The sequence below is a fragment of the Streptomyces vinaceus genome, from assembly GCF_008704935.1.
Classification (GTDB): Bacteria; Actinomycetota; Actinomycetes; order Streptomycetales; family Streptomycetaceae; genus Streptomyces; species Streptomyces vinaceus.
The window spans coordinates 6859648-6877839 of sequence record NZ_CP023692.1 but is presented as its reverse complement, the minus strand read 5'-3'; the positions used below and the strand labels follow the sequence as shown (position 1 = coordinate 6877839).

The following is an 18192-nucleotide window of genomic DNA, read 5'->3' as shown; positions in this document are numbered from 1 at the left end:
CAGCCCACCGGGGAGGGGGTCGGCGCAGAGGAAGGCGGACGGCCGTACGCCCACGACTGCACCGGTGGGGCGGTCGTCGTCATGGGCCCTCCTTCGTCTGCGTCCAGGTTGGAGGATGCGGTCGACGGCGGCATCTTCAGCCGGGCCCGTCGGGCGGCGGGCGAAGGTGTCGAGGACGGGTTCCCTGCGTAGGGTCGAAGTGGCAGGTCGTCGTCGTACGCCATCACACGAGTCGTACGCCATCACACGATGGGGGCGCCATGGTTCTCGACCTCATGCTCATCGCGCTGGCCATCACGCTCTACCCGCTGCCCCTGATGGCGTTCGCACTCGTGGTGTCGACCGCCAGGGGTGTGTGGAAGGGCCTCGTCTTCATTCTGGCCTGGCTGGCCTGCCTCGTCGCGGTGATCGCCGTCGTCCTGGCGGTGACGGACGGCCAGCCCCCACCGCCGCGCTCCCCTCCCGGCGTGGCCGGGCTGGCGGCCAAGCTGGCCATCGGCGTGGGACTCGTGTTCTACGGCCTCCACCGCCGCCGCCTCATGCGGGCGGGCGCCGCCCCGGGGGACGCCTCGGCGGCGGATGCCTCAGCGGGGCAGGTTCCCGAGGTCCGGGGCGGCCCTTCCGGCGGGGCGACGGGCGAGGGGACGGGCGAGTCGGCCGGTGATCGCGGCGAGGGCTCGTTCTGGGCCTCGGCGGGCCTGGCCGTACTCGTCCAGCCGTGGGGCATGGTGGCGGCGGGCGCGACGACCGTACTCGAAGCGAACACCTCGCAGCCGGCCACCTTCGTGGCCCTGTTCGGGTTCTGCCTGCTCGCGAGCGCGAGCCTGCTGGCCGCCGAGCTGTACATCGTGTTCGCCCCCGAGGTCGCCCAGGCCCGGCTGCTGCGTCTGCGCGGATGGCTGAAGGAGCACGCCCAGCAGGCGATCGTGGTCCTTTGCCTGGTGCTCGGCCTGTGGCTGACCGCCAAGAGCCTCTACCAGCTGACCAGCTGACCGGCTGAACCGCTGACCCGCTGACCCGCTGACCCGCTGCCCGGTCGGCGATCGGCCGATCGGCTTGTCCGGCGTTCAGCAGGTGACTTCCCGAATGTGCGAAGGTGCCCGCCCGGTGCTGGAATGGGCTTAGGCGACCGTCCCTCCTGCCCCTCACGTGCCGGAGCCCCCAGCCCGCGGACCAGCGGCCGACGCGACGTCTTCCCTCCCCCAGCACGACAGGAGCAGCCATGAGCAGCGAGGTCGAATCAGGCGGGTTCGGCGGCATCGACGACATGGGTCCCGTGGACTACGCCGTGATCGAGTTTCCGGGCAACCGGATGACGGGCGAGGGGCTGCCGATGCTCGTCGATCTCGTCGATCGCGGCATCATCCGCATCTTCGACCTGGTCTTCGTCCGCAAGGACCTGGACGGATCGGTGACGGCGGTGGAGCTGCAGGACTTCGGCGACGAGGTCGACCTCTCCGTCTTCGAAGGCGCCTCGTCCGGCCTGCTGGACCAGAGCGACATCGACGACGCCGGCACCGCCCTGGAACCCGGCAACTCCGCGGGGATCATCGTGTACGAGAACACGTGGGCGGCGCCCTTCGCCCGCGAACTGCGGCGCGGAGGCGCACAGCTCGTGGCCGCCGGCCGGATTCCCGTCCAGGCGCTGCTCGCGTCACTGGAGGCCATGGAGGCACCGCCCGGCGACGCGTGAGCCCGCCCGCTGCCCCGCCCCACAGCCCCGCCCCCGCTCCATCGCACTCCTGGAGATGAGCACCATGCCCGGACTCCTTCGCGGGATCGCCCGCACCGCCGTCGTCGCCGGCACCGCCACCGCCGTGTCCAACCGGGTGTCGCGGCGGCAGGCCGGCCGCTGGGCGCAGCAGGAGGCACCGCAGGAGGCTCCGCCGGCCGCAGCCGCGCCGCCGCCCCCTCCCGCCCCCGCGGCACCTCCCGCCGACGACATGACCGCCAAGATCGACCAGCTCAAGCAGCTCAGCACCCTCAAGGATCAGGGAGTCCTGACCGAGGAGGAATTCGCCGAGCAGAAGCGCCGGCTCCTCGGCTGAACGAGCACCCGGCACCGGACGCACCGGTGAGGGACGGGGGACGGGAAGGAACGGCCCCATGACGCAGCCGACTCAGCCGAGTCCGCAATCGCAGCCGAACCCGCCATCGCAGCCGCAACGACCCCAGCCGCAGTCGCAGCCTGCGGAAGGCACGAAGCTCAGCGAATTGCTGCGGAGTCCGGGGTACCTCAAAACGCTGCTGTTCTGCGGACTCGTCGGCATCCCGGTCTCGCTGGCCGCCTTCTGGTTCCTCGCCGGGCTCCACGAACTGGAGCACCTGGTCTGGACGGACCTCCCGCACGCCGCCGGTTTCGACGCGCCGCCGTGGTGGTGGCCGCTCCCTCTGCTGCTCGTCTCGGGCGTCTGCGTCGGGCAGATCGTCACCCGCTTCCCCGGGGCGGGCGGGCACATCCCCGCCTCCGGTCTGCACGCCGGGGGTCCGGGTGCGGCGGCCCTGCCGGGCGTGGTCCTCGCGGCCGTCTTCAGCCTCCCGCTCGGCGCCACGCTCGGCCCCGAGGCCCCGCTCATCGCCCTCGGCGGCGGACTGGCGATCGCCCTGCGGCACCTCACGGGAACCCCGGAAACACCGATGAGTACCGTACTGCTGGGCGCGGCCGGTGCGGCCGCGGCCATCGCCGCCATCTTCGGCAACCCGCTCATCGCCGCCGTGCTGCTGATGGAGGTCGTGGGGGTGGGTGGGCCCCGGCTGTTCGCCGTGATGCTGCCGGCGCTGCTGGCGAGCGGCATCGGCTCGTTCGTGTTCACCGGATTCGGCCGCTGGACCGGACTGAAGACCGGCGACCTGTCGCTGAAGGGGGCGGGCCTGCACTTCCCCCGGCTCGACACGGGTGACGTGCTCTGGTCGGTCCTCATCGGCGCGGCCCTGGCGGTCGGCGTGTACCTGATCCAGTACGGCGGACGGCTGACCGCCGTCCACGTCGCCGCACGGCCGCTGACCGTCACCGCCCTCTGCGGGCTCGCCGCGGGCGTCTGCGCAGCCGCCTACGCCCTGGGCACGGGCCGCTCCCCCGAGGACGTGGCCTCCTCGGGCCAGGCCACGCTGGGCCAGCTCGCCGCCGACCCGCACGCCTGGGGCGTGGGCGCGCTGGTCGCCGTACTCCTCTGCAAGGGCGCCGCCTTCTCCCTGTGCCTGGGCAGCCTGCGGGGCGGTCCCATCTTCCCGTCGCTGTTCCTCGGCGCCGCCGCGGGCGTCCTCTGCGCCCCGCTGCCGGGGCTGGGTGTCGGCGCCGGGCTGGCGGCCGGCATGGCCGCCGCCACCGTGAGCTCGATGCGGCTGCCGGTCAGCAGCGTGGTGATGGTGGTGCTCGTACTGGGCAGCACCGACATGATCCCGGTGGCGATCCTCTCCGCCGTCGTGGCCTTCGTGACCATCGAGCTGCTGCCCCCCGGCCCGGCCATCCCGCCCGTCGGCCGCATGCCCGCCGCCGCGCCGCCGGCGCACTAGGGAGTGTCGTCAAAGTGGCGTCGGCCGCCCGTCAGGGCGGTGGTCGGCGGGGTCTGGTGCGTGCGATCGCAAGGCGGAGGAGGGAATCGACGCGGTGGGGGCACCTCCCAGCGGTAGCTGGGGGACGTCGGTGACCGACGACAACGCGGCGAGCGTGCGTGCCAGACCCCGCCGACCAGACGGGACTTTGACGACACGACCTAGGGCCCGCGCGGTCGCTCGGGCGCGTGCAGACTGCGGGGTATGGCTTCTCTGAACGGCTCCCCCGCCTCCCCTGCCGCCCTGCAGGCCCTCGCCCTGACCAATTACGGGCATTTCACCACCATGCGGGTGGAGGACGGCGGAGTACGAGGGCTGGCGCTGCACCTCGACCGGCTGGTCTCGGACTGCCGTGCGGTGTTCGGGGCGGACCTGGACCCCGAGTGGGTGCGGGAGTGCGTACGCAGGGAGGCCGGGGGCGGACGGGCGGGGGCTTTCATGGTGCGGGTCACGGTCTTCGACCCCGAGCTGGATCTGACGGCCCCCGACCGGGCGGGGCGGCCGGGCGTGCTGGTGACGACCCGGCCCGCCGCCGGCTCCGCCGACCGGCCGCTGCCGGCGCTGCGCGTACAGCGGCTCGCCTACTGCCGCGACGCGCCGTCGGTGAAGCACGTGGCACTGTTCGGGCAGCTGCGGCTGCGGCGGGCGGCGCGGCTCGCCGGGTTCGACGACGTGCTGTTCACCGGCCCGGACGGGCTGGTCTCCGAGGGCTGCACCTGGAACGCGGGATTCATCGACGAGGCCGGGGCCGTGCTCTGGCCGGAGGCCGAGGTCCTGCGGGGGACGACGATGCGGCTGCTCCGCACCGCCGGCGGCGGGCACGTCACGGCTGCGATGCCGGACGTCCGGCTGCGCTCGATGCGGGCGGCGTTCGCGACCAGCACGGGCTTCGGCGTACGGGCGCTGGCAGCCGTCGACGACATCGCGTTCCGCACCGACGACCCGGCGATCGGCGCGCTGCGGGAGTCCTACGCGGCCGTACCGCTGGACCGCCTGTAGCGGAGCGAGCCAGAGCGAAACCGCCGGTACCGCCGGTACCTCTTCCTGGCGTACTCGGCCCTGCCGACGCTTCGCGATCACCGGCGGGAGCGGCTTCGCGTCAGGGTGGCATCAAGAGATCCGGGCTGCCCGTATGAAGGCCGTCAAGACGTCTTAACGCAGGCGTGAGCTCGCGGTTTGCTCTAGATCGGCCGTCTGGCCGAAATCCACTTCATCACTTCATCCAGGAGCTCGCGGTGGCCGATCTGGCCTTCGTCGTCACCACAGTCGCGGTGTTCGCGCTGGTGGCTCTCATCGCCCGAGGGGTGACCAAGCTGTGAACGCCGAAAACATCGTCGGCCTCGTCGTGGCCGTCTCCCTGCTCGGATACCTCGTCCTCGCCCTCGTGTACCCGGAGAGGTTCTAGCCACCGATGAGTCCCGTTCTCGCTGGTGTGCTCCAGCTCCTCGCACTGACGGCCGCGCTCGCACTCGCCTACCGCCCGCTCGGCGACTACATGGCCCGCGTCTACTCCTCCGAAAAGCACTACCGCCCGGAGAAGTGGATCTACAAGGCCATCGGCGCCAACCCGTCGGCCCAGATGCGCTGGCCCGCCTACCTGCGCGGCGTCCTGGCCTTCTCCGCGGTCAGCGTCCTCTTCCTCTACGCCCTCCAGCGCGCCCAGGGCGTCCTGCCCGGCTCGCTCGGCTTCGCCGCGATCGACCCCGACCAGGCCTTCAACACCGCCGCCTCCTTCGTTGCGAACACGAACTGGCAGTCCTACGCGGGTGAGCAGGCGATGGGCCACCTCGTGCAGAGCGGCGGCCTGGCGGTGCAGAACTTCGTCTCCGCGGCGGTCGGCATGGCCGTCGCGGTCGCCCTCGTCCGGGGCTTCGCCCGCTCGCGCACCGGCGAACTCGGCAACTTCTGGTCCGACCTGGTCCGCGGCACCGTCCGCATCCTGCTGCCGATCTCCGTCATCGGCGCGGTCGTGCTGGTCGCGTGCGGTGCGATCCAGAACTTCGCTGCCATCCACGAGGTCGGCCAGTTCGCGGGCGGCAGCCAGCAGTGGAACGGCGGGGCGGTGGCCTCGCAGGAGGTCATCAAGGAGCTGGGCACCAACGGCGGCGGCTACTTCAACGCCAACTCCGCCCACCCCTTCGAGAACCCCACCCCCTTCTCGAACCTCTTCGAGATCTTCCTCATCCTCGTCATCCCGTTCGCGCTGACGCGTACGTTCGGCCGTATGGTCGGCAGCCTGCGCCAGGGCTACGCGCTCCTGGCGACGATGGCGACGATCTGGCTCGGCTTCACCGCGCTGATGATGTGGACCGAGTTCGCCCACCACGGCCCGGCGTTCGAGGTCGCGGGCGGGGCGATGGAGGGCAAGGAGACCCGCTTCGGGATCGGCGCCTCCGCGATCTTCTCGGTCGCGACGACGCTGACGTCGACCGGTGCGGTCAACTCCTTCCACTCCTCCTTCACCGGGCTGGGCGGCGGTATCCAGCTGCTGGGCATGCAGCTCGGCGAGATCGCGCCCGGCGGTGTCGGCTCCGGCCTCTACGGCATGCTGATCATGGCGATCATCGCGGTGTTCATCGCCGGCCTGATGGTCGGGCGCACCCCCGAATACCTGGGGAAGAAGATCGGCACCCGCCAGATCAAACTCGCCGCCTGCTACATCCTCATCACCCCCGCCCTGGTGCTGTGCTTCACCGCCGCGGCCATGGCCCTGCCCACCCCCGGCAACTCGATGGCCAACCCGGGTGCGCACGGCTTCTCCGAGGTGCTCTACGCCTACACCTCGGGCGCCAACAACAACGGCTCCGCCTTCGCCGGCCTGAACGCCGACACCCAGTGGTTCAACAGCACCATCGGCATCGCCATGCTGCTGGGCCGTTTCCTGCCCATCGTGTTCGTCCTCGCGCTGGCCGGCTCGCTCGCCGAACAGAAACCCGTACCGGAGACCGCAGGCACCCTCCGTACCGACAAGCCGCTCTACGCGGGCCTGCTCGTCGGCACGATCCTCATCATCACCGGTCTGACCTACTTCCCCGCCCTCGCGCTGGGACCGCTCGCCGAAGGGCTCGCATCATGAGCACCATCACTCCCACCCGTGCTCCACACGAAGACCTGCCCACCGGCCACAAACCCCCGGCAGGACGCGTCGGCGGCGGCCTGTTCGACCCCAAGCAGCTGCTGAAGTCCTTCCCCGACGCGGTGAAGAAGCTCGACCCCCGGATCATGGTCAAGTCGCCGGTCATGTTCGTGGTCCTGATCGGCTCTGTCGTCACCACCGTTCTGGCCATCAAGGACCCGACGGACTGGTTCGGCTGGGCGATCACCGCCTGGCTCTGGCTGACCACGATCTTCGCCAACCTGGCGGAGGCCGTCGCCGAGGGCCGCGGCAAGGCCCAGGCCGACACCCTGCGCAAGGCCAAGACCGACACCGTCGCCCGCCGACTCAACGGCGCAACGGAAGAACAGGTCCCGGGCACCGACCTGCGCATCGGTGATCTGGTGGTCTGCGAGGCGGGCGACATCATCCCCGGCGACGGTGACGTCGTCGAAGGCGTCGCCTCGGTCGACGAGTCCGCCATCACCGGCGAATCCGCGCCCGTCATCCGGGAGTCCGGCGGCGACCGATCGGCCGTCACCGGTGGCACGAAGGTCCTCTCCGACCGGATCGTCATCAAGATCACGACGAAGCCCGGTGAGACCTTCATCGACCGCATGATCGCCCTCGTCGAAGGCGCCGCACGCCAGAAGACACCCAACGAGATCGCGCTGAACATTCTTCTCGCGTCGTTGACGATCGTCTTCCTGCTGGCCGTGGTCACCTTGCAGCCGTTCGCGATCTACGCGGGCGCCGAGCAGTCGATGATCGTGCTGACCGCGCTGCTGGTCTGCCTGATCCCGACCACCATCGGCGCGCTGCTCTCGGCGATCGGCATCGCCGGCATGGACCGGCTCGTCCAGCGCAACGTCCTCGCGATGAGCGGTCGTGCGGTCGAGGCCGCCGGTGACGTCTCCACGCTGCTCCTCGACAAGACGGGCACGATCACCCTCGGCAACCGCCAGGCCGCCGAGTTCGTCCCCGTCAAGGGCACCACGGAGGCCGAACTGGCCGACGCCGCCCAGCTGTCCTCCCTCGCGGACGAGACCCCCGAGGGCCGCTCCATCGTGGTCCTGGCGAAGGAGAAGTACGGGCTGCGCGAGCGCCACCAGGGCGAACTGTCGAACGCCGAGTGGATCGCCTTCACCGCCCAGACCCGCATGTCGGGCGTGGACGTCGACGGCAAGAAGACCCGCAAGGGCGCAGCCGGCTCCGTCATCGCATGGGTGACCGAGCAGGGCGGACAGGTCGCCGACGACGCCGACCTCCTCGCCAACAAGATCTCCGAAGCCGGCGGCACGCCGCTCCTCGTGGCCGTCGACGACGAGAAGGGCGCCCGCGTCCTGGGGGTCATCCACCTCAAGGACGTCGTCAAGGAGGGCATGCGGGAGCGGTTCGACGAACTGCGCCGCATGGGCATCAAAACCATCATGATCACGGGCGACAACCCGCTGACCGCCAAGGCCATCGCCGAGGAAGCGGGCGTCGACGACTTCCTCGCCGAGGCCACCCCCGAGGACAAGATGGCCCTCATCAAGCGGGAGCAGGCCGGCGGCAAGCTCGTCGCGATGACCGGCGACGGCACCAACGACGCCCCCGCCCTCGCCCAGGCCGACGTCGGCGTGGCGATGAACACCGGAACCTCGGCCGCCAAGGAGGCCGGGAACATGGTGGACCTGGACTCCAACCCCACCAAGCTCATCGAGATCGTCGAGATCGGCAAGCAGTTGCTGATCACGCGCGGTGCCCTGACGACGTTCTCCATCGCCAACGACGTCGCGAAGTACTTCGCGATCATCCCCGCCATGTTCGCCGTGGTCTACCCCGGCCTGGACAAGCTCAACATCATGGGCCTGTCCTCGCCCGAGTCGGCGATCCTCTCCGCGGTCATCTTCAACGCGCTGATCATCATCGCCCTCGTCCCGCTCGCCCTCAAGGGCGTGCAATACAAGCCCACCAGCGCCGACAAAATGCTCCGGCGCAACCTCGGCCTCTACGGACTCGGCGGCCTGATCGCCCCGTTCATCGGCATCAAGCTCATCGACCTGCTCCTCACCCTCATCCCCGGAATCGGCTGAGCCATGAACAACTCCGTAGGAAACACCGCTCGTCTGCTGTGGGCGGGTCTGCGCGCGCTGCTGGTTCTCACGATCGTCTGCGGCGTCATCTACCCCCTCGCCGTCACCGGGATCGCCCAAGTCGCCTTCAGCGACAAGGCCAACGGCTCCGAGATCAAGGACAACAGCGGCCAGGTCGTCGGCTCCTCCCTCATCGGCCAGACCTACAACCTCCCCAAGCAGAACCCCGACGACCCCGAAGAAGCCGCCAAACCCGACCTGAAGTGGTTCCAGCCGCGCCCCTCCAACGGCCTCGGCACCAACAGCATCAACACCCAGTACTCCCTGATCCTCTCCGGCGCCACCAACAAGGCCGCCGACAACCCGGACCTGATCAGGCTCGTCACCGACGCCAAAGCAGCCGTCATCGCGGACAACTCCACCGCCACCTACAAGGTCAAGCCCGAAGACGTCCCGGCCGACGCCGTCACCTCCTCCGGCTCCGGCCTCGACCCGGACATCTCCCCCGCCTACGCCCACATCCAGACCCACCGGATCGCCGAGCAGAACAACCTCGACGTCGAACAGGTCGAGAAACTCGTCGCCGACCACACCACCGGCCGCACCCTCGGCTTCATCGGCGAACCCCGCGTCAGCGTCCTCGAACTGAACACCGCCCTCAAGGCACTGACCAAGAGCTGATGGCCGTCCCGCCCGCCCGGACGGGAATCCGGTGGGGCGCGCCGGCTCCGCGCCCCACCGGTTCCCTGTCCGCCCGCAATCCGCCCGAACCGAAGAAAGGCCGTAGACCCCATGACCCGGGTGCTGGTGGTGGAGGACGATCCGCAGCTCGTCCGCGCACTGAAGATCAACCTCCAGGCGCGCAAGTTCGAGGTCGCCGAGGCCGGTGACGGCCGCGCGGCCATCCGGCTCGCCGCCGACCGGAAACCGGACGTCATCCTCCTGGACCTCGGCCTCCCGGACATCGACGGCATCGAAGTGATCAAGAGCGTCCGCGGCTGGAGCCGGGTGCCGATCCTCGTCCTCTCCGCGCGCCACACCTCCGAGGAGAAGATCCGCGCCCTGGACGCCGGCGCGGACGACTACGTGACCAAGCCGTTCAGCATGGACGAGCTCCTGGCCCGCCTGCGGGCCGCCACCCGGCGGCAGGAGGACCCGGCCTCCCCGGCCGGCTCCTCGGGGATCACGACCGACGAGTTCACCGTCGATCTCGTGGCCCGGAAGGTGGTGCGCGGCGAGCGGACGGTACGTCTGACGCCCACCGAATGGCACCTGCTGGAGCTGCTGATCGCCCGCCCGGGTCATCTCGTCTCCCAGCGCAGGCTGTTGCTGGAGGTGTGGGGCCCCACGTACGCCGAGCACACCAACTACCTGCGCGTGTACATGGCCCAGCTCCGGCGCAAGCTGGAGGCGGACCCCTCGCACCCCCGGTACCTGATCACCGAACCGGGCATGGGCTACCGCTTCGAACCCTGACCACCGCCGCCGAGGGTCAGCGCGGCGGGGTCCCGGCCCTCGATGATCGTCTGCTCCCACTCCAGCGGCATACGGGGACCTAAGGTCCCAAGGACCTAAGGTCCTAAGAACTCGTAACACGATCTTGGTGATCGTTGCTGGTGGGGCGTGACCGATGTGACGATTTTTTTCGTCCGTTCGTGATGGAGTGAGCAACAAGCCGTGGATCGTGGACGACGAGCTGTGGGCCCGGGTCGAGCCGCTGCTGCCGGCCTGGCCGGAGCGGTCGCCGGGCCCTCGCCCGGTAGATGACCGGCGTTGCCTGCAGGGCACCCTGTTCGTGCTCTGCACCGGCATCGCCTGGCGGCAGTTGCCGCTGGAGTTGGGCTTCGGTTCCGGGCAGACCTGCTGGCGGCGGCTCGGCCGCTGGCAGGAGACAGGGGTGTTCGAGGCCCTGCACCGCATACTCCTGGCCGAGTCGAACGTGGCCGGGCTGATCGACTGGACGCGCGCGTGCGTGGATGCCTCCCACGTGCGCGCGAAAAATGGGGGCGAGGCCACCGGCCCGTCATCGGTCGACCGCCGCAAGACCGGCAGCAAACACCACCTGATCAGCGACGGCGGCGGCATCCCGTTCCACGTGATCACCACCGCCGCCAACGTCAACGACGTCACCCAGACCCTCGCCCTGGTCGACGGCATCCCACAGGTCGCCGGCCGTTGTCGGCCGCCCCCGCAAACGCCCCGACGCCCTGCTCGGCGACAAGGGCTACGACAGCAACCCCAACCGCCGCGAGCTGCGCAAACGCCGGATCCTGCCCGTCATCTCCCGCCGCGGCGAGCCCGACATCATCGGCCTCGGCAAGCTCCGCTACGTCGTCGAGCAGACCTTCGCCCAGCTCCACCAGTTCAAACGCCTCGCCGTCCGCTGGGAACGCCGCCTCGACCTGCACGAAGCCCTCGTATCACTCGCCTGCGCGACCATCTGCTGGCGGCGCCTCAGGCGGCCTGCTCAGCCGACTCGCAGACCGTGACCGCCAGACGTCTACCGTCCCTGGCTTTCACGGCATTGACCAGGATCTCGCTGCCCTCATAGTGATCCTGTTCTGGGCGACCGTGTCGTTCAGGGTCACCAGAGCCGTCGGCGACTGGTGGTAGTCGTCCGCCTCGCCGATGTTGACGCCGTAGGCGGCGGTTTGCGTGACGGTGCCGCCGGACAGCTTCGAGTTCTGGGTGCCGTCGCCGAAGTCAGCGCCGGTGCTACGGGTATGGGGTGACGATGTCGTTGGTGAAGTTGATGTTGTTGCCGCGGGCGACTTCCGGTGCGGCGGGCGTCGTCACTGGTACCCACGCGTCGGTCGCGGTCCACTGGATGCCCGCCTGGTTGTCGATGCAGCCAGCGGTCGTAGGGACGCTCCACGTCGTGTATTCGCCAGGAGTTCGGGCCGCGAGCAGGTCATGTCGGCGACTTGCGCGGCGTGGTTGCGGCCGTAGGGCGCGGGGCTCAGGCGGTGCCCTCGGCGCGGACGTCGTACTCCTGACGTGCGGCAAGGACTTCGCCGACGTGCTCCACCGACCACTGGGTGAGTACGCGCAGTGGTCCCCGCAGGGTCTGACCGAGGGGGGTCAGGTCGTACTCGACGTGGGGCGGCACCTCGGGATACACGGTCCGCCGGACCAGTCCGTCGCGTTCGAGCGTGCGCAGCGTCTGGGTGAGCATCTTCTCGCTCACTCCGGCCAGCCGCTGCCGCAACCGGGTGAACCGGCAGGCTCCGTGCTTGCCGAGTTCTCCCAGCACGAGCACCGCCCACTTGCTGCCGATCTGGTCGAGCAGGTCGCGCGAGGGGCAGCCGCGCGTGTACGGGTCCCATGACGCCATGGGCTCCGTCACATTCTCGGCGGTCGCCAATCCACTCACCTCGATACTTTCCCGCAGGTGGTCACCTTACCAGCAAGTGGCTACTTACCGATGGAGAGTGAGCAGGTCACTCTGGGGTTCGTCACGCCGCGAGGAGAGTTCGCGGCAGGAAGGGGCGATCTCATGTCCATCGTCGTCACCGGAGCCTCAGGCCAGTTGGGCAGGCTCACCGTCGAGGCGCTGCTGCGGCGCGGAGTCCTGGCCGCGGACATCGTCGCGACCGGACGGGACACCGCACGCATCGAAGACCTCGGCCACCGCGGCGTCGTGGTGCGCCGGGCGGACTTCGCGGAGCCGGACAGCCTCGCGGCGGCGTTCCAGGGAGCGGACCGGCTGCTGCTGGTGTCCACCACCACCGTAGATGAGCGGTCGGCCAACCACCGCCGGGCCGTCGACGCGGCAGTGGCGGCCGGCGTGTCGCTGGTGGCGTACACAAGCATGACGCAGGCCGACACGGCGAACAGCATCCTTTCCCGCACCCACCGCGCCACCGAGGAGTACCTGCGCGAACGCGAGGTCCCCAGCACACTGCTGCGCAACAGCTGGTACCTGGAGAACTACACCGCCCAACTGCCCCTGTTCCGCCGGAGCGGGACGGTGATCGGAGCCGCGGGCACCGGCAGGATCAGCGCCGCGTCACGCGCCGACTACGCGGAGGCCGCCGCCGTCGTGCTGACCACCGAGGGCCACGCGGGCGCGGTGTACGAGCTGGGTGCGGACGAGGCGTTCACCCTGGCCGAGCTGGCGGAGGCGGTCTCGGCGGCCACCGGGGAGCCGATCGCCTACACCGATCTGCCCGGGGACCGGCTCACCGAGGCGCTGACCGGGGTCGGCCTGCCCGCCGAACTGGCGCACGTCCTCGCCGACGCCGACCTCGGGATGAGCCGCGGCGAGCTGTACACGGGATCCGGCGACCTCAGCCGCCTGATCGGCCGGCCGGCCACTGCCCTGTCCGACGCTATCGCCGCCGCGCTGCGCTGACCGTCCGCTCGCCCCCGCGGCCGTCGCGCCCGGACCGCCGCGGGGGCGCTCACCCCTCGTTCCATGACCGTGTACGACCCTGTCATCACCCGGAAAGTTGCCGACCATGTCCTCCCGCACAGTTCCCCCGCACACCGCGTCCACCTGCGCCGCGTCCACCCGTACGACCGTCCGCGTCATGGGGCGGCGTGCGCTCGTCACCCTTACCGCCACCTCCGCGGCCCTGACCGCGTTCACGCTTCCCGCGACCGCCGCCTCCCCCGGTGGCCCCGCCCCCGCCCACGCCTTGCAGGGCGGGAACGGCGACCAGGCGATCACCCTCGACGGCAGCCGCGCGTTCCCCGAAAGCGTGGCGGCCGACCGCCACTTCGTCTACGCCAGCAGCATCGGCGACGGCACCGTCTACCGGGGACGCCCCGGGGCGACCACGCTCGAACCCTTCCTGCCGGCCGGCCAGGACGGCCGCACCCAGGCCGCCGGCATCAAGATCACAGGCAACCGCTTGCTGGTCGCCGGCGCGTTCAGCGGGCGCTTCTTCGTCTACAGCACTTCCGGGAGGCTCGTCGCGGCCTACACCGTTCCTGAGACCGGCGAACAGACCCTCGTCAACGACGCGGCCGTGGCTCCCAACGGTGACGTCTACATCACCGACTCGCTGCGCGCCGTGGTCTACCGGATTCCGGCCGCCGAGGTGGACGGCCCCGCCACCGGCGCCCACCGGACTCTGCGGGTGGCCTACCACCTGCCGGACTACGTGGCCGGCCAGTCCAACGGCAACGGCATCACCACCGCCCCCGACGGCACGTCGCTGATCATCGGCTACTGGTACAGCGGCGCCCTCTACCGGCTCGACCTCACCACCGGCGGTGTCCGCAGGATCGACGCACCGCCGCTGCCCAGCGCCGACGGCATCGTCCGGCAAGGAAACACCCTGTACGTCGCGCGTTCGGTGAACAACGAGGTCACCGAACTGCGACTGTCCGCCGGGAGCACGCGGGCAGTCGTCGTCTCCGAACGCACCTTCCCAGGCGCCGACACCACCACCGGCGTCGCCGTGAGCGGGGGCCGGCTGCTGGTGACCAACTCCCAGATGGACACCTACCTCTACGGCGAACCGCTGACCAGCCCGGCCTTCACCATCGAGAGCCTGCCGCTGCGCTGAGGCCCGGTCGGGGACGCCCGGCGCGCGCGGCGCGGGCTGCCAGTGCAGAGCACGAACAGGGTGCCCTGCAGGCAACGCCGGTCATCTACCGGGCGAGGGCCCGGCGACCGCTCCGGCCAGGCCGGCAGCAGCGGCTCGACCCGGGCCCACAGCTCGTCGTCCACGATCCACGGCTTGTTGCTCACTCCATCACGAACGGACGAATCGTCGCATCGGTGACGCCCCACCAGCAACGATCACCAAGTCGTGTTACGAGTTCTAAGGTCTGCGGGGGCGGACGCGGGCGGCGAGTACGGCGACGTCGTCCTCCGCGTGGCGGGCGTCCAGGGCCGCGACCACCGCGTCCACCATCTCCTCCACCGTCTCCCCGACCGGCAGCCGCAGCCCCGCCAGCCGGGCCAGTGAGACGTCGATGTCCTCGCCGCGCCGTTCCACCAGTCCGTCCGTGAACATCAGCAGGGTCTCCTCGGGGGTGATCCGCCGGGTCATGCCCTCGTAGCCGCCCACGCCGGTGCCCAGCGGCGGACCCACCGGCACGTCGACCAGGACCGCCGTGCTGTCCTCCCCGAAGACCGCCGGCGGCAGGTGGCCGGCGCTGGCGAAGTCCGCGACCCCGCGCGTGGGGTCGACCCGTACGAGCAGACAGGTCGCCGGCCGCCGGGCCGGGTCCTCGGCCACCAGCGCGTCCAGCTGGCGCAGCACGCGGTGCGGGGCGAGGTCGGTGGAGGCCACGTCGCGCAGGGTGGAGCGGTAGGCGTTCATGTCGACGGCGGCATCGAGCCCGTGGCCCATGACGTCCCCGACCACCAGCAGCGTGCGGCCGAAATGGAGCCGGACCGTCTCGAACCAGTCCCCGCCCACGAGCGCCCTGGTGCCGACCGGCAGGTAGCGGCTGGCCATCTCCAGGTTGGGGTGCGGGCGCCCCGGCTCCGACACCAGCGCCCGCTGCAGGTTCATCGCCGTGTCCTCGGTGGCGGCCATCTCCCGGGCGTGGCCGAGGTGCACCGCCGCCAGCCGGGCCGTGAAGTGGAGGGTCGCCGCCTCGTGGTCGCTGAAGCCGCCGTGAGCCCGTACGGCCAGCACCGCGCCGTAGACCCGGTCGTGGGCCAGCAACGGCACCGATACCAGGTGCACCCGGGTACCGCCGGAGGCCACCACCCACTCGGAGAGGGGGTGCCCGCCGTCGAGCGCGCGTACCGACGGCGACTTCTCGGCCCGGGTGGCCAGCAGCCCGACGGCCCCGGCCACGGCGACCCGGTCGAGCCCGCCGTCCTCGGCCCGCAGGTCCACCGCGACGGCGTCGCACAGGTTGCGGAACAGGAAGCCGGCGAGCTCCTCGCATGTGGCGTTCTCGTCGAGCCTGGTCCCGATCTGCTCGGCCGCGGCCTCCATGGCGCGCAGCCGCGCGCGCAGCGCCTCGTACTCCCCCGGTGGTCCGGCGGACCTCCCGTCGTGCTCGGACAAGACACCTCCCCGGCCCCTGGCAGCCGAAGAAGCCATTCCACCAGCACCACCGGCCCCCCGCACGTGCGCCGCGCGCCTGCCGGGCCGGCGGATCACGAGGCGGACCCGCGCCATGTCTTCGACGACGGCCTGGCGCGGGGCGTCCTAGCCTTCGGCGAGCTGGGCCACCCAGCCGTACGGGAGCTCCGCGCCGTCGAGCGTGACCGCCTCGACGGTGCGCGTCTCGGGGTCGATGTCGGCTTGTACGCCCTCCCCCGCGTACCGCGGATAGCCCGAGGCACCGAATTCACCGGTGGCCTCGACCAGGGCGGTGCGCAGCACTCCCCGCCGGGCCGGATCACCGGGCTCGGCGAGGCCCGGACGCACGACGACGGTGTAGTTGGCGGGGTGGGACGCGGGGGAGGGTTCCATGCGCTCCAGGCTAGCCACCGACCGGCCGCCGGGCCGGTATCCCGGGCTCGTGGCCCGTCCGCGTCCCGCGGCTCTCACCGCTGCCCCGGCCCGGGCCGGCGACGGGGTCGACCTGGCGGAGTTCGGCCAGGAGTTCGCTCTGTCCCGCCAGGAGTTCGGTGAGGATGCGGCGGGCCGCGCGCAGGAGCTCGGCCACGTCGCCGCCGGCGAGGGCGTAGGTGACGGTCGCGCCGTCCCGCGTGGAGACGACGATGCCGGAGCGGCGCAGGACCGCCAGTTGCTGGGACAGGTTCGACGGCTCGACGTCGATCTCGGTGAGCAGATCGCGCACGGGCATCGGACCGTCCTGGAGGAGCTCCAGGACACGGATCCGGACGGGGTGTCCCAGCATGCGGAAGAACTCGGCTTTCGCCTGGTACAGGGGTACCTGCATGCCCACCAACGCTCCCGCCCTCACCCGGACCCGTGCTTACGGCTCCATCATTCCGCCCGACGGGCCCACGCACGCCCCCGCTTGACCAATTTCGGATGTGCCGGATTGAAGATTTCTTCAATTCATGGGCGTGCGTGGGCCCGGACGAGCGGACACTCGCTAGATCTCCAGCTCGGATTCGATGCGCTTGAGCTGGTGCCGCGCCATGGCCAGATTGGAGTTCGCCTTGTTCAGCACCACGTAGAGGAACAGCCCGCTGGTTCCCCGGCCCCGGAGCAGCCGAATCAGGTGGTACTGGTTCCCGAGGGTGATCAGCAGGTCCTCGATCTCGTCGTTCAGGCCCAGCATTTCCATGGTGCGGACCTTGGCCCGGATCACGTCCGTGTTTCCCGCCGCGGCGACCGCGAGGTCGAGGTCCTTGCCGCCGCCGAGCGTTCCCAGTGCCATTCCGCTGCCGTAGTCGACGAGGGCGACCCCCAGGGTCCCCTCGATCGAGGTCATCGTCTCCTTCAACGAGACTTCCACATTCGCCATCGGCGTCCGCTCCCTCATCTACGCGTTCACGGCCGGCGCCCGTTTCCGCGGCACACCGGACCACTTGTGGGGCCGACGCTACTGAGCGTGCGCGGAAACGTGAGGAGAACGGGAGATTTGACGGAAAACCTCCCATCTGCCGTCTAAGATCCGCCCGGCACCCGCGTGATCGCGCCGTGCTCCAGCGCCACGTACAGGGCGCCGTCCGGGCCGAAGGCCAGACCGTGGGGCTCGCTCCCGGGCGGGTCGAGCGGGTACGAACCGACCTGGCCCGCCGGGGTGACGCTCCCGATCCGGCCCGAGCCCCACTCGGTGAACCAGAGGCGTCCGTCCGGGCCGGCGGCGATCGCGTGGGGCCGGCAGGCCGCGTCGGCGAGCGGGAACTCGGTGATCTCACCGAGGGGGGTGATCCGGCCGATCCGCCCGGCCCCGATCTCGGTGAACCACAGCGCCCCGTCGGGGCCCGCGCAGATCCCCACGGGAGCGGCCCCCTCGGTGGGCAGCGGATGCAGGGTGACGTCCCCGTCCGTGGTGATCCGCCCCACCGCGTTCGCCTGGTTGAGCGTGAACCACAGCGCGCCGTCCTCCCCCGCCGTGATCATCCCGGCGAACGCCCCGGCCACGGGCAGCGGGAACTCCCGGACCTCGCCGTCCTCGGTGATCCGGCCGATCCGGTCGGCGTACAACTGCGTGAACCACAGGGCGCCGTCCGGGCCGGCGGTGATCCCGTACGGACCGGGGGCGTCGCCGGGGAGGGCGTACGAGCGGGCCTCGCCGGCGGTCGTGATGCGGCCGATCCGGTGGTCCCGGGCGCGGGTGAACCACAGGGCGCCGTCCGGGCCGGCGGTGATGAGCGAGGGGCCGCAGGAGGGCGAGTCCAGGGCGTACGTGGTGAGTCGGCCGTCGGGATCCAGGCGGGCGACGGCGCCCGCGTGGACGAGGGTGCACCACAGCGCGCCGTCGGGGCCGGCGGTGAGCGCGTACGGGCCCGAGGCCGGATCCGGGACGGGGAACGCGGTCGAGGCGCCTCGTCCGGGGGAGCCGGGAGGCGTCGGAGTGGGTACGGACACGTCGGAACAACCCCTTAAAGCGACATTGGTTGCGTTAGGA

19 protein-coding genes and 1 pseudogene are annotated in these 18192 nt (G+C 70.8%); 13 read left to right on the top strand and 7 right to left on the bottom strand.

Annotation, left to right across the window (positions count from 1 at the left end):
• Window positions 1-260: 260 nt before the first annotated feature.
• From CP980_RS31015 to CP980_RS30965, 11 genes are all read left to right on the top strand, one after another.
• Window positions 261-992 carry a GAP family protein gene (locus tag CP980_RS31015; protein ID WP_150529611.1) on the top strand — a complete coding sequence of 244 codons (732 nt, stop codon included), beginning with the start codon at window positions 261-263 and terminating at the stop codon, window positions 990-992.
• A 230-nt stretch (window positions 993-1222) separates the two neighbouring features.
• Window positions 1223-1693 (top strand): DUF6325 family protein, encoded by a 471-nt coding sequence (locus tag CP980_RS31010; protein ID WP_229907010.1) that lies wholly within the window; start codon window positions 1223-1225, stop codon window positions 1691-1693.
• A 64-nt stretch (window positions 1694-1757) separates the two neighbouring features.
• A complete protein-coding gene (locus CP980_RS31005; RefSeq protein WP_099895216.1) occupies window positions 1758-2048 on the top strand; it encodes an SHOCT domain-containing protein in 291 nt (96 codons plus the stop codon).
• Window positions 2049-2106: 58 nt separating this feature from the next.
• Window positions 2107-3513, top strand: coding sequence for a chloride channel protein (locus tag CP980_RS31000; RefSeq protein ID WP_150529610.1), 1407 nt, complete (start codon window positions 2107-2109; stop codon window positions 3511-3513).
• A 243-nt stretch (window positions 3514-3756) separates the two neighbouring features.
• Window positions 3757-4551 (top strand): aminotransferase class IV, encoded by a 795-nt coding sequence (locus tag CP980_RS30995; RefSeq protein ID WP_150529609.1) that lies wholly within the window; start codon window positions 3757-3759, stop codon window positions 4549-4551.
• Window positions 4552-4867: 316 nt separating this feature from the next.
• Complete coding sequence (gene kdpF / locus CP980_RS30990; protein WP_037789535.1) at window positions 4868-4957, top strand: K(+)-transporting ATPase subunit F; 90 nt, start codon at window positions 4868-4870, stop codon at window positions 4955-4957.
• Window positions 4958-4963: 6 nt separating this feature from the next.
• The gene (gene kdpA / locus CP980_RS30985; protein WP_132759984.1) at window positions 4964-6628 is read left to right on the top strand and encodes a potassium-transporting ATPase subunit KdpA; all 1665 of its coding nucleotides are present in this window, start codon (window positions 4964-4966) and stop codon (window positions 6626-6628) included.
• A complete protein-coding gene (gene kdpB, locus CP980_RS30980; protein WP_132759983.1) occupies window positions 6625-8724 on the top strand; it encodes a potassium-transporting ATPase subunit KdpB in 2100 nt (699 codons plus the stop codon). The genes kdpA and kdpB overlap by 4 nt, the downstream gene beginning before the upstream one ends.
• 3 nt (window positions 8725-8727) lie before the next feature.
• Complete coding sequence (locus CP980_RS30975; protein WP_150529608.1) at window positions 8728-9405, top strand: potassium-transporting ATPase subunit C; 678 nt, start codon at window positions 8728-8730, stop codon at window positions 9403-9405.
• A 111-nt stretch (window positions 9406-9516) separates the two neighbouring features.
• Window positions 9517-10200, top strand: coding sequence for a response regulator (locus tag CP980_RS30970; protein ID WP_150529607.1), 684 nt, complete (start codon window positions 9517-9519; stop codon window positions 10198-10200).
• A 187-nt stretch (window positions 10201-10387) separates the two neighbouring features.
• Window positions 10388-11213 (top strand): IS5 family transposase gene (locus CP980_RS30965; RefSeq protein WP_150529606.1). Its coding sequence is split into 2 segments (ribosomal slippage): window positions 10388-10897 and window positions 10899-11213, totalling 825 coding nucleotides; the frame shifts between segments, so codons are not numbered across the junction.
• A gap of 470 nt (window positions 11214-11683) precedes the next feature.
• On the opposite strand, the gene CP980_RS30960 is transcribed toward CP980_RS30965, so the two are convergent.
• Window positions 11684-12097 (bottom strand): winged helix-turn-helix transcriptional regulator, encoded by a 414-nt coding sequence (locus CP980_RS30960; protein ID WP_229907008.1) that lies wholly within the window; start codon window positions 12095-12097, stop codon window positions 11684-11686.
• A gap of 123 nt (window positions 12098-12220) precedes the next feature.
• Here CP980_RS30960 and CP980_RS30955 point away from each other — a divergent pair, with 123 nt between their 5' ends.
• Together CP980_RS30955 and CP980_RS30950 are read left to right on the top strand one after the other, a co-directional pair.
• Entirely contained in the window at window positions 12221-13078 is an 858-nt protein-coding gene (locus tag CP980_RS30955) for an SDR family oxidoreductase (RefSeq protein WP_150529605.1), read from the top strand.
• A gap of 106 nt (window positions 13079-13184) precedes the next feature.
• Complete coding sequence (locus tag CP980_RS30950) at window positions 13185-14240, top strand: SMP-30/gluconolactonase/LRE family protein (protein WP_150529604.1); 1056 nt, start codon at window positions 13185-13187, stop codon at window positions 14238-14240.
• 38 nt (window positions 14241-14278) lie between these two features.
• On the opposite strand, the pseudogene CP980_RS36770 reads toward CP980_RS30950, so the two are convergent.
• The 6 genes and pseudogenes from CP980_RS36770 to CP980_RS30920 form a co-directional block, all read right to left on the bottom strand.
• Window positions 14279-14425, bottom strand: a pseudogene (locus tag CP980_RS36770) (transposase); the annotation flags it as partial.
• 73 nt (window positions 14426-14498) lie between these two features.
• Window positions 14499-15704 carry a PP2C family protein-serine/threonine phosphatase gene (locus tag CP980_RS30940; protein ID WP_150529602.1) on the bottom strand — a complete coding sequence of 402 codons (1206 nt, stop codon included), beginning with the start codon at window positions 15702-15704 and terminating at the stop codon, window positions 14499-14501.
• Window positions 15705-15848: 144 nt separating this feature from the next.
• Window positions 15849-16115, bottom strand: a complete 267-nt coding sequence (locus tag CP980_RS30935) for a hypothetical protein (RefSeq protein WP_132759975.1) — start codon at window positions 16113-16115, stop codon at window positions 15849-15851.
• A 10-nt stretch (window positions 16116-16125) separates the two neighbouring features.
• Window positions 16126-16548, bottom strand: coding sequence for an ArsR/SmtB family transcription factor (locus CP980_RS30930; protein WP_229907007.1), 423 nt, complete (start codon window positions 16546-16548; stop codon window positions 16126-16128).
• Window positions 16549-16707: 159 nt separating this feature from the next.
• Window positions 16708-17082: a hypothetical protein gene (locus CP980_RS30925; RefSeq protein WP_132759974.1), complete on the bottom strand. Its 375-nt coding sequence runs from the start codon at window positions 17080-17082 to the stop codon at window positions 16708-16710.
• Between the two features lie 143 nt (window positions 17083-17225).
• Entirely contained in the window at window positions 17226-18152 is a 927-nt protein-coding gene (locus CP980_RS30920; protein ID WP_150529601.1) for a Vgb family protein, read from the bottom strand.
• Window positions 18153-18192 lie beyond the last annotated feature (40 nt).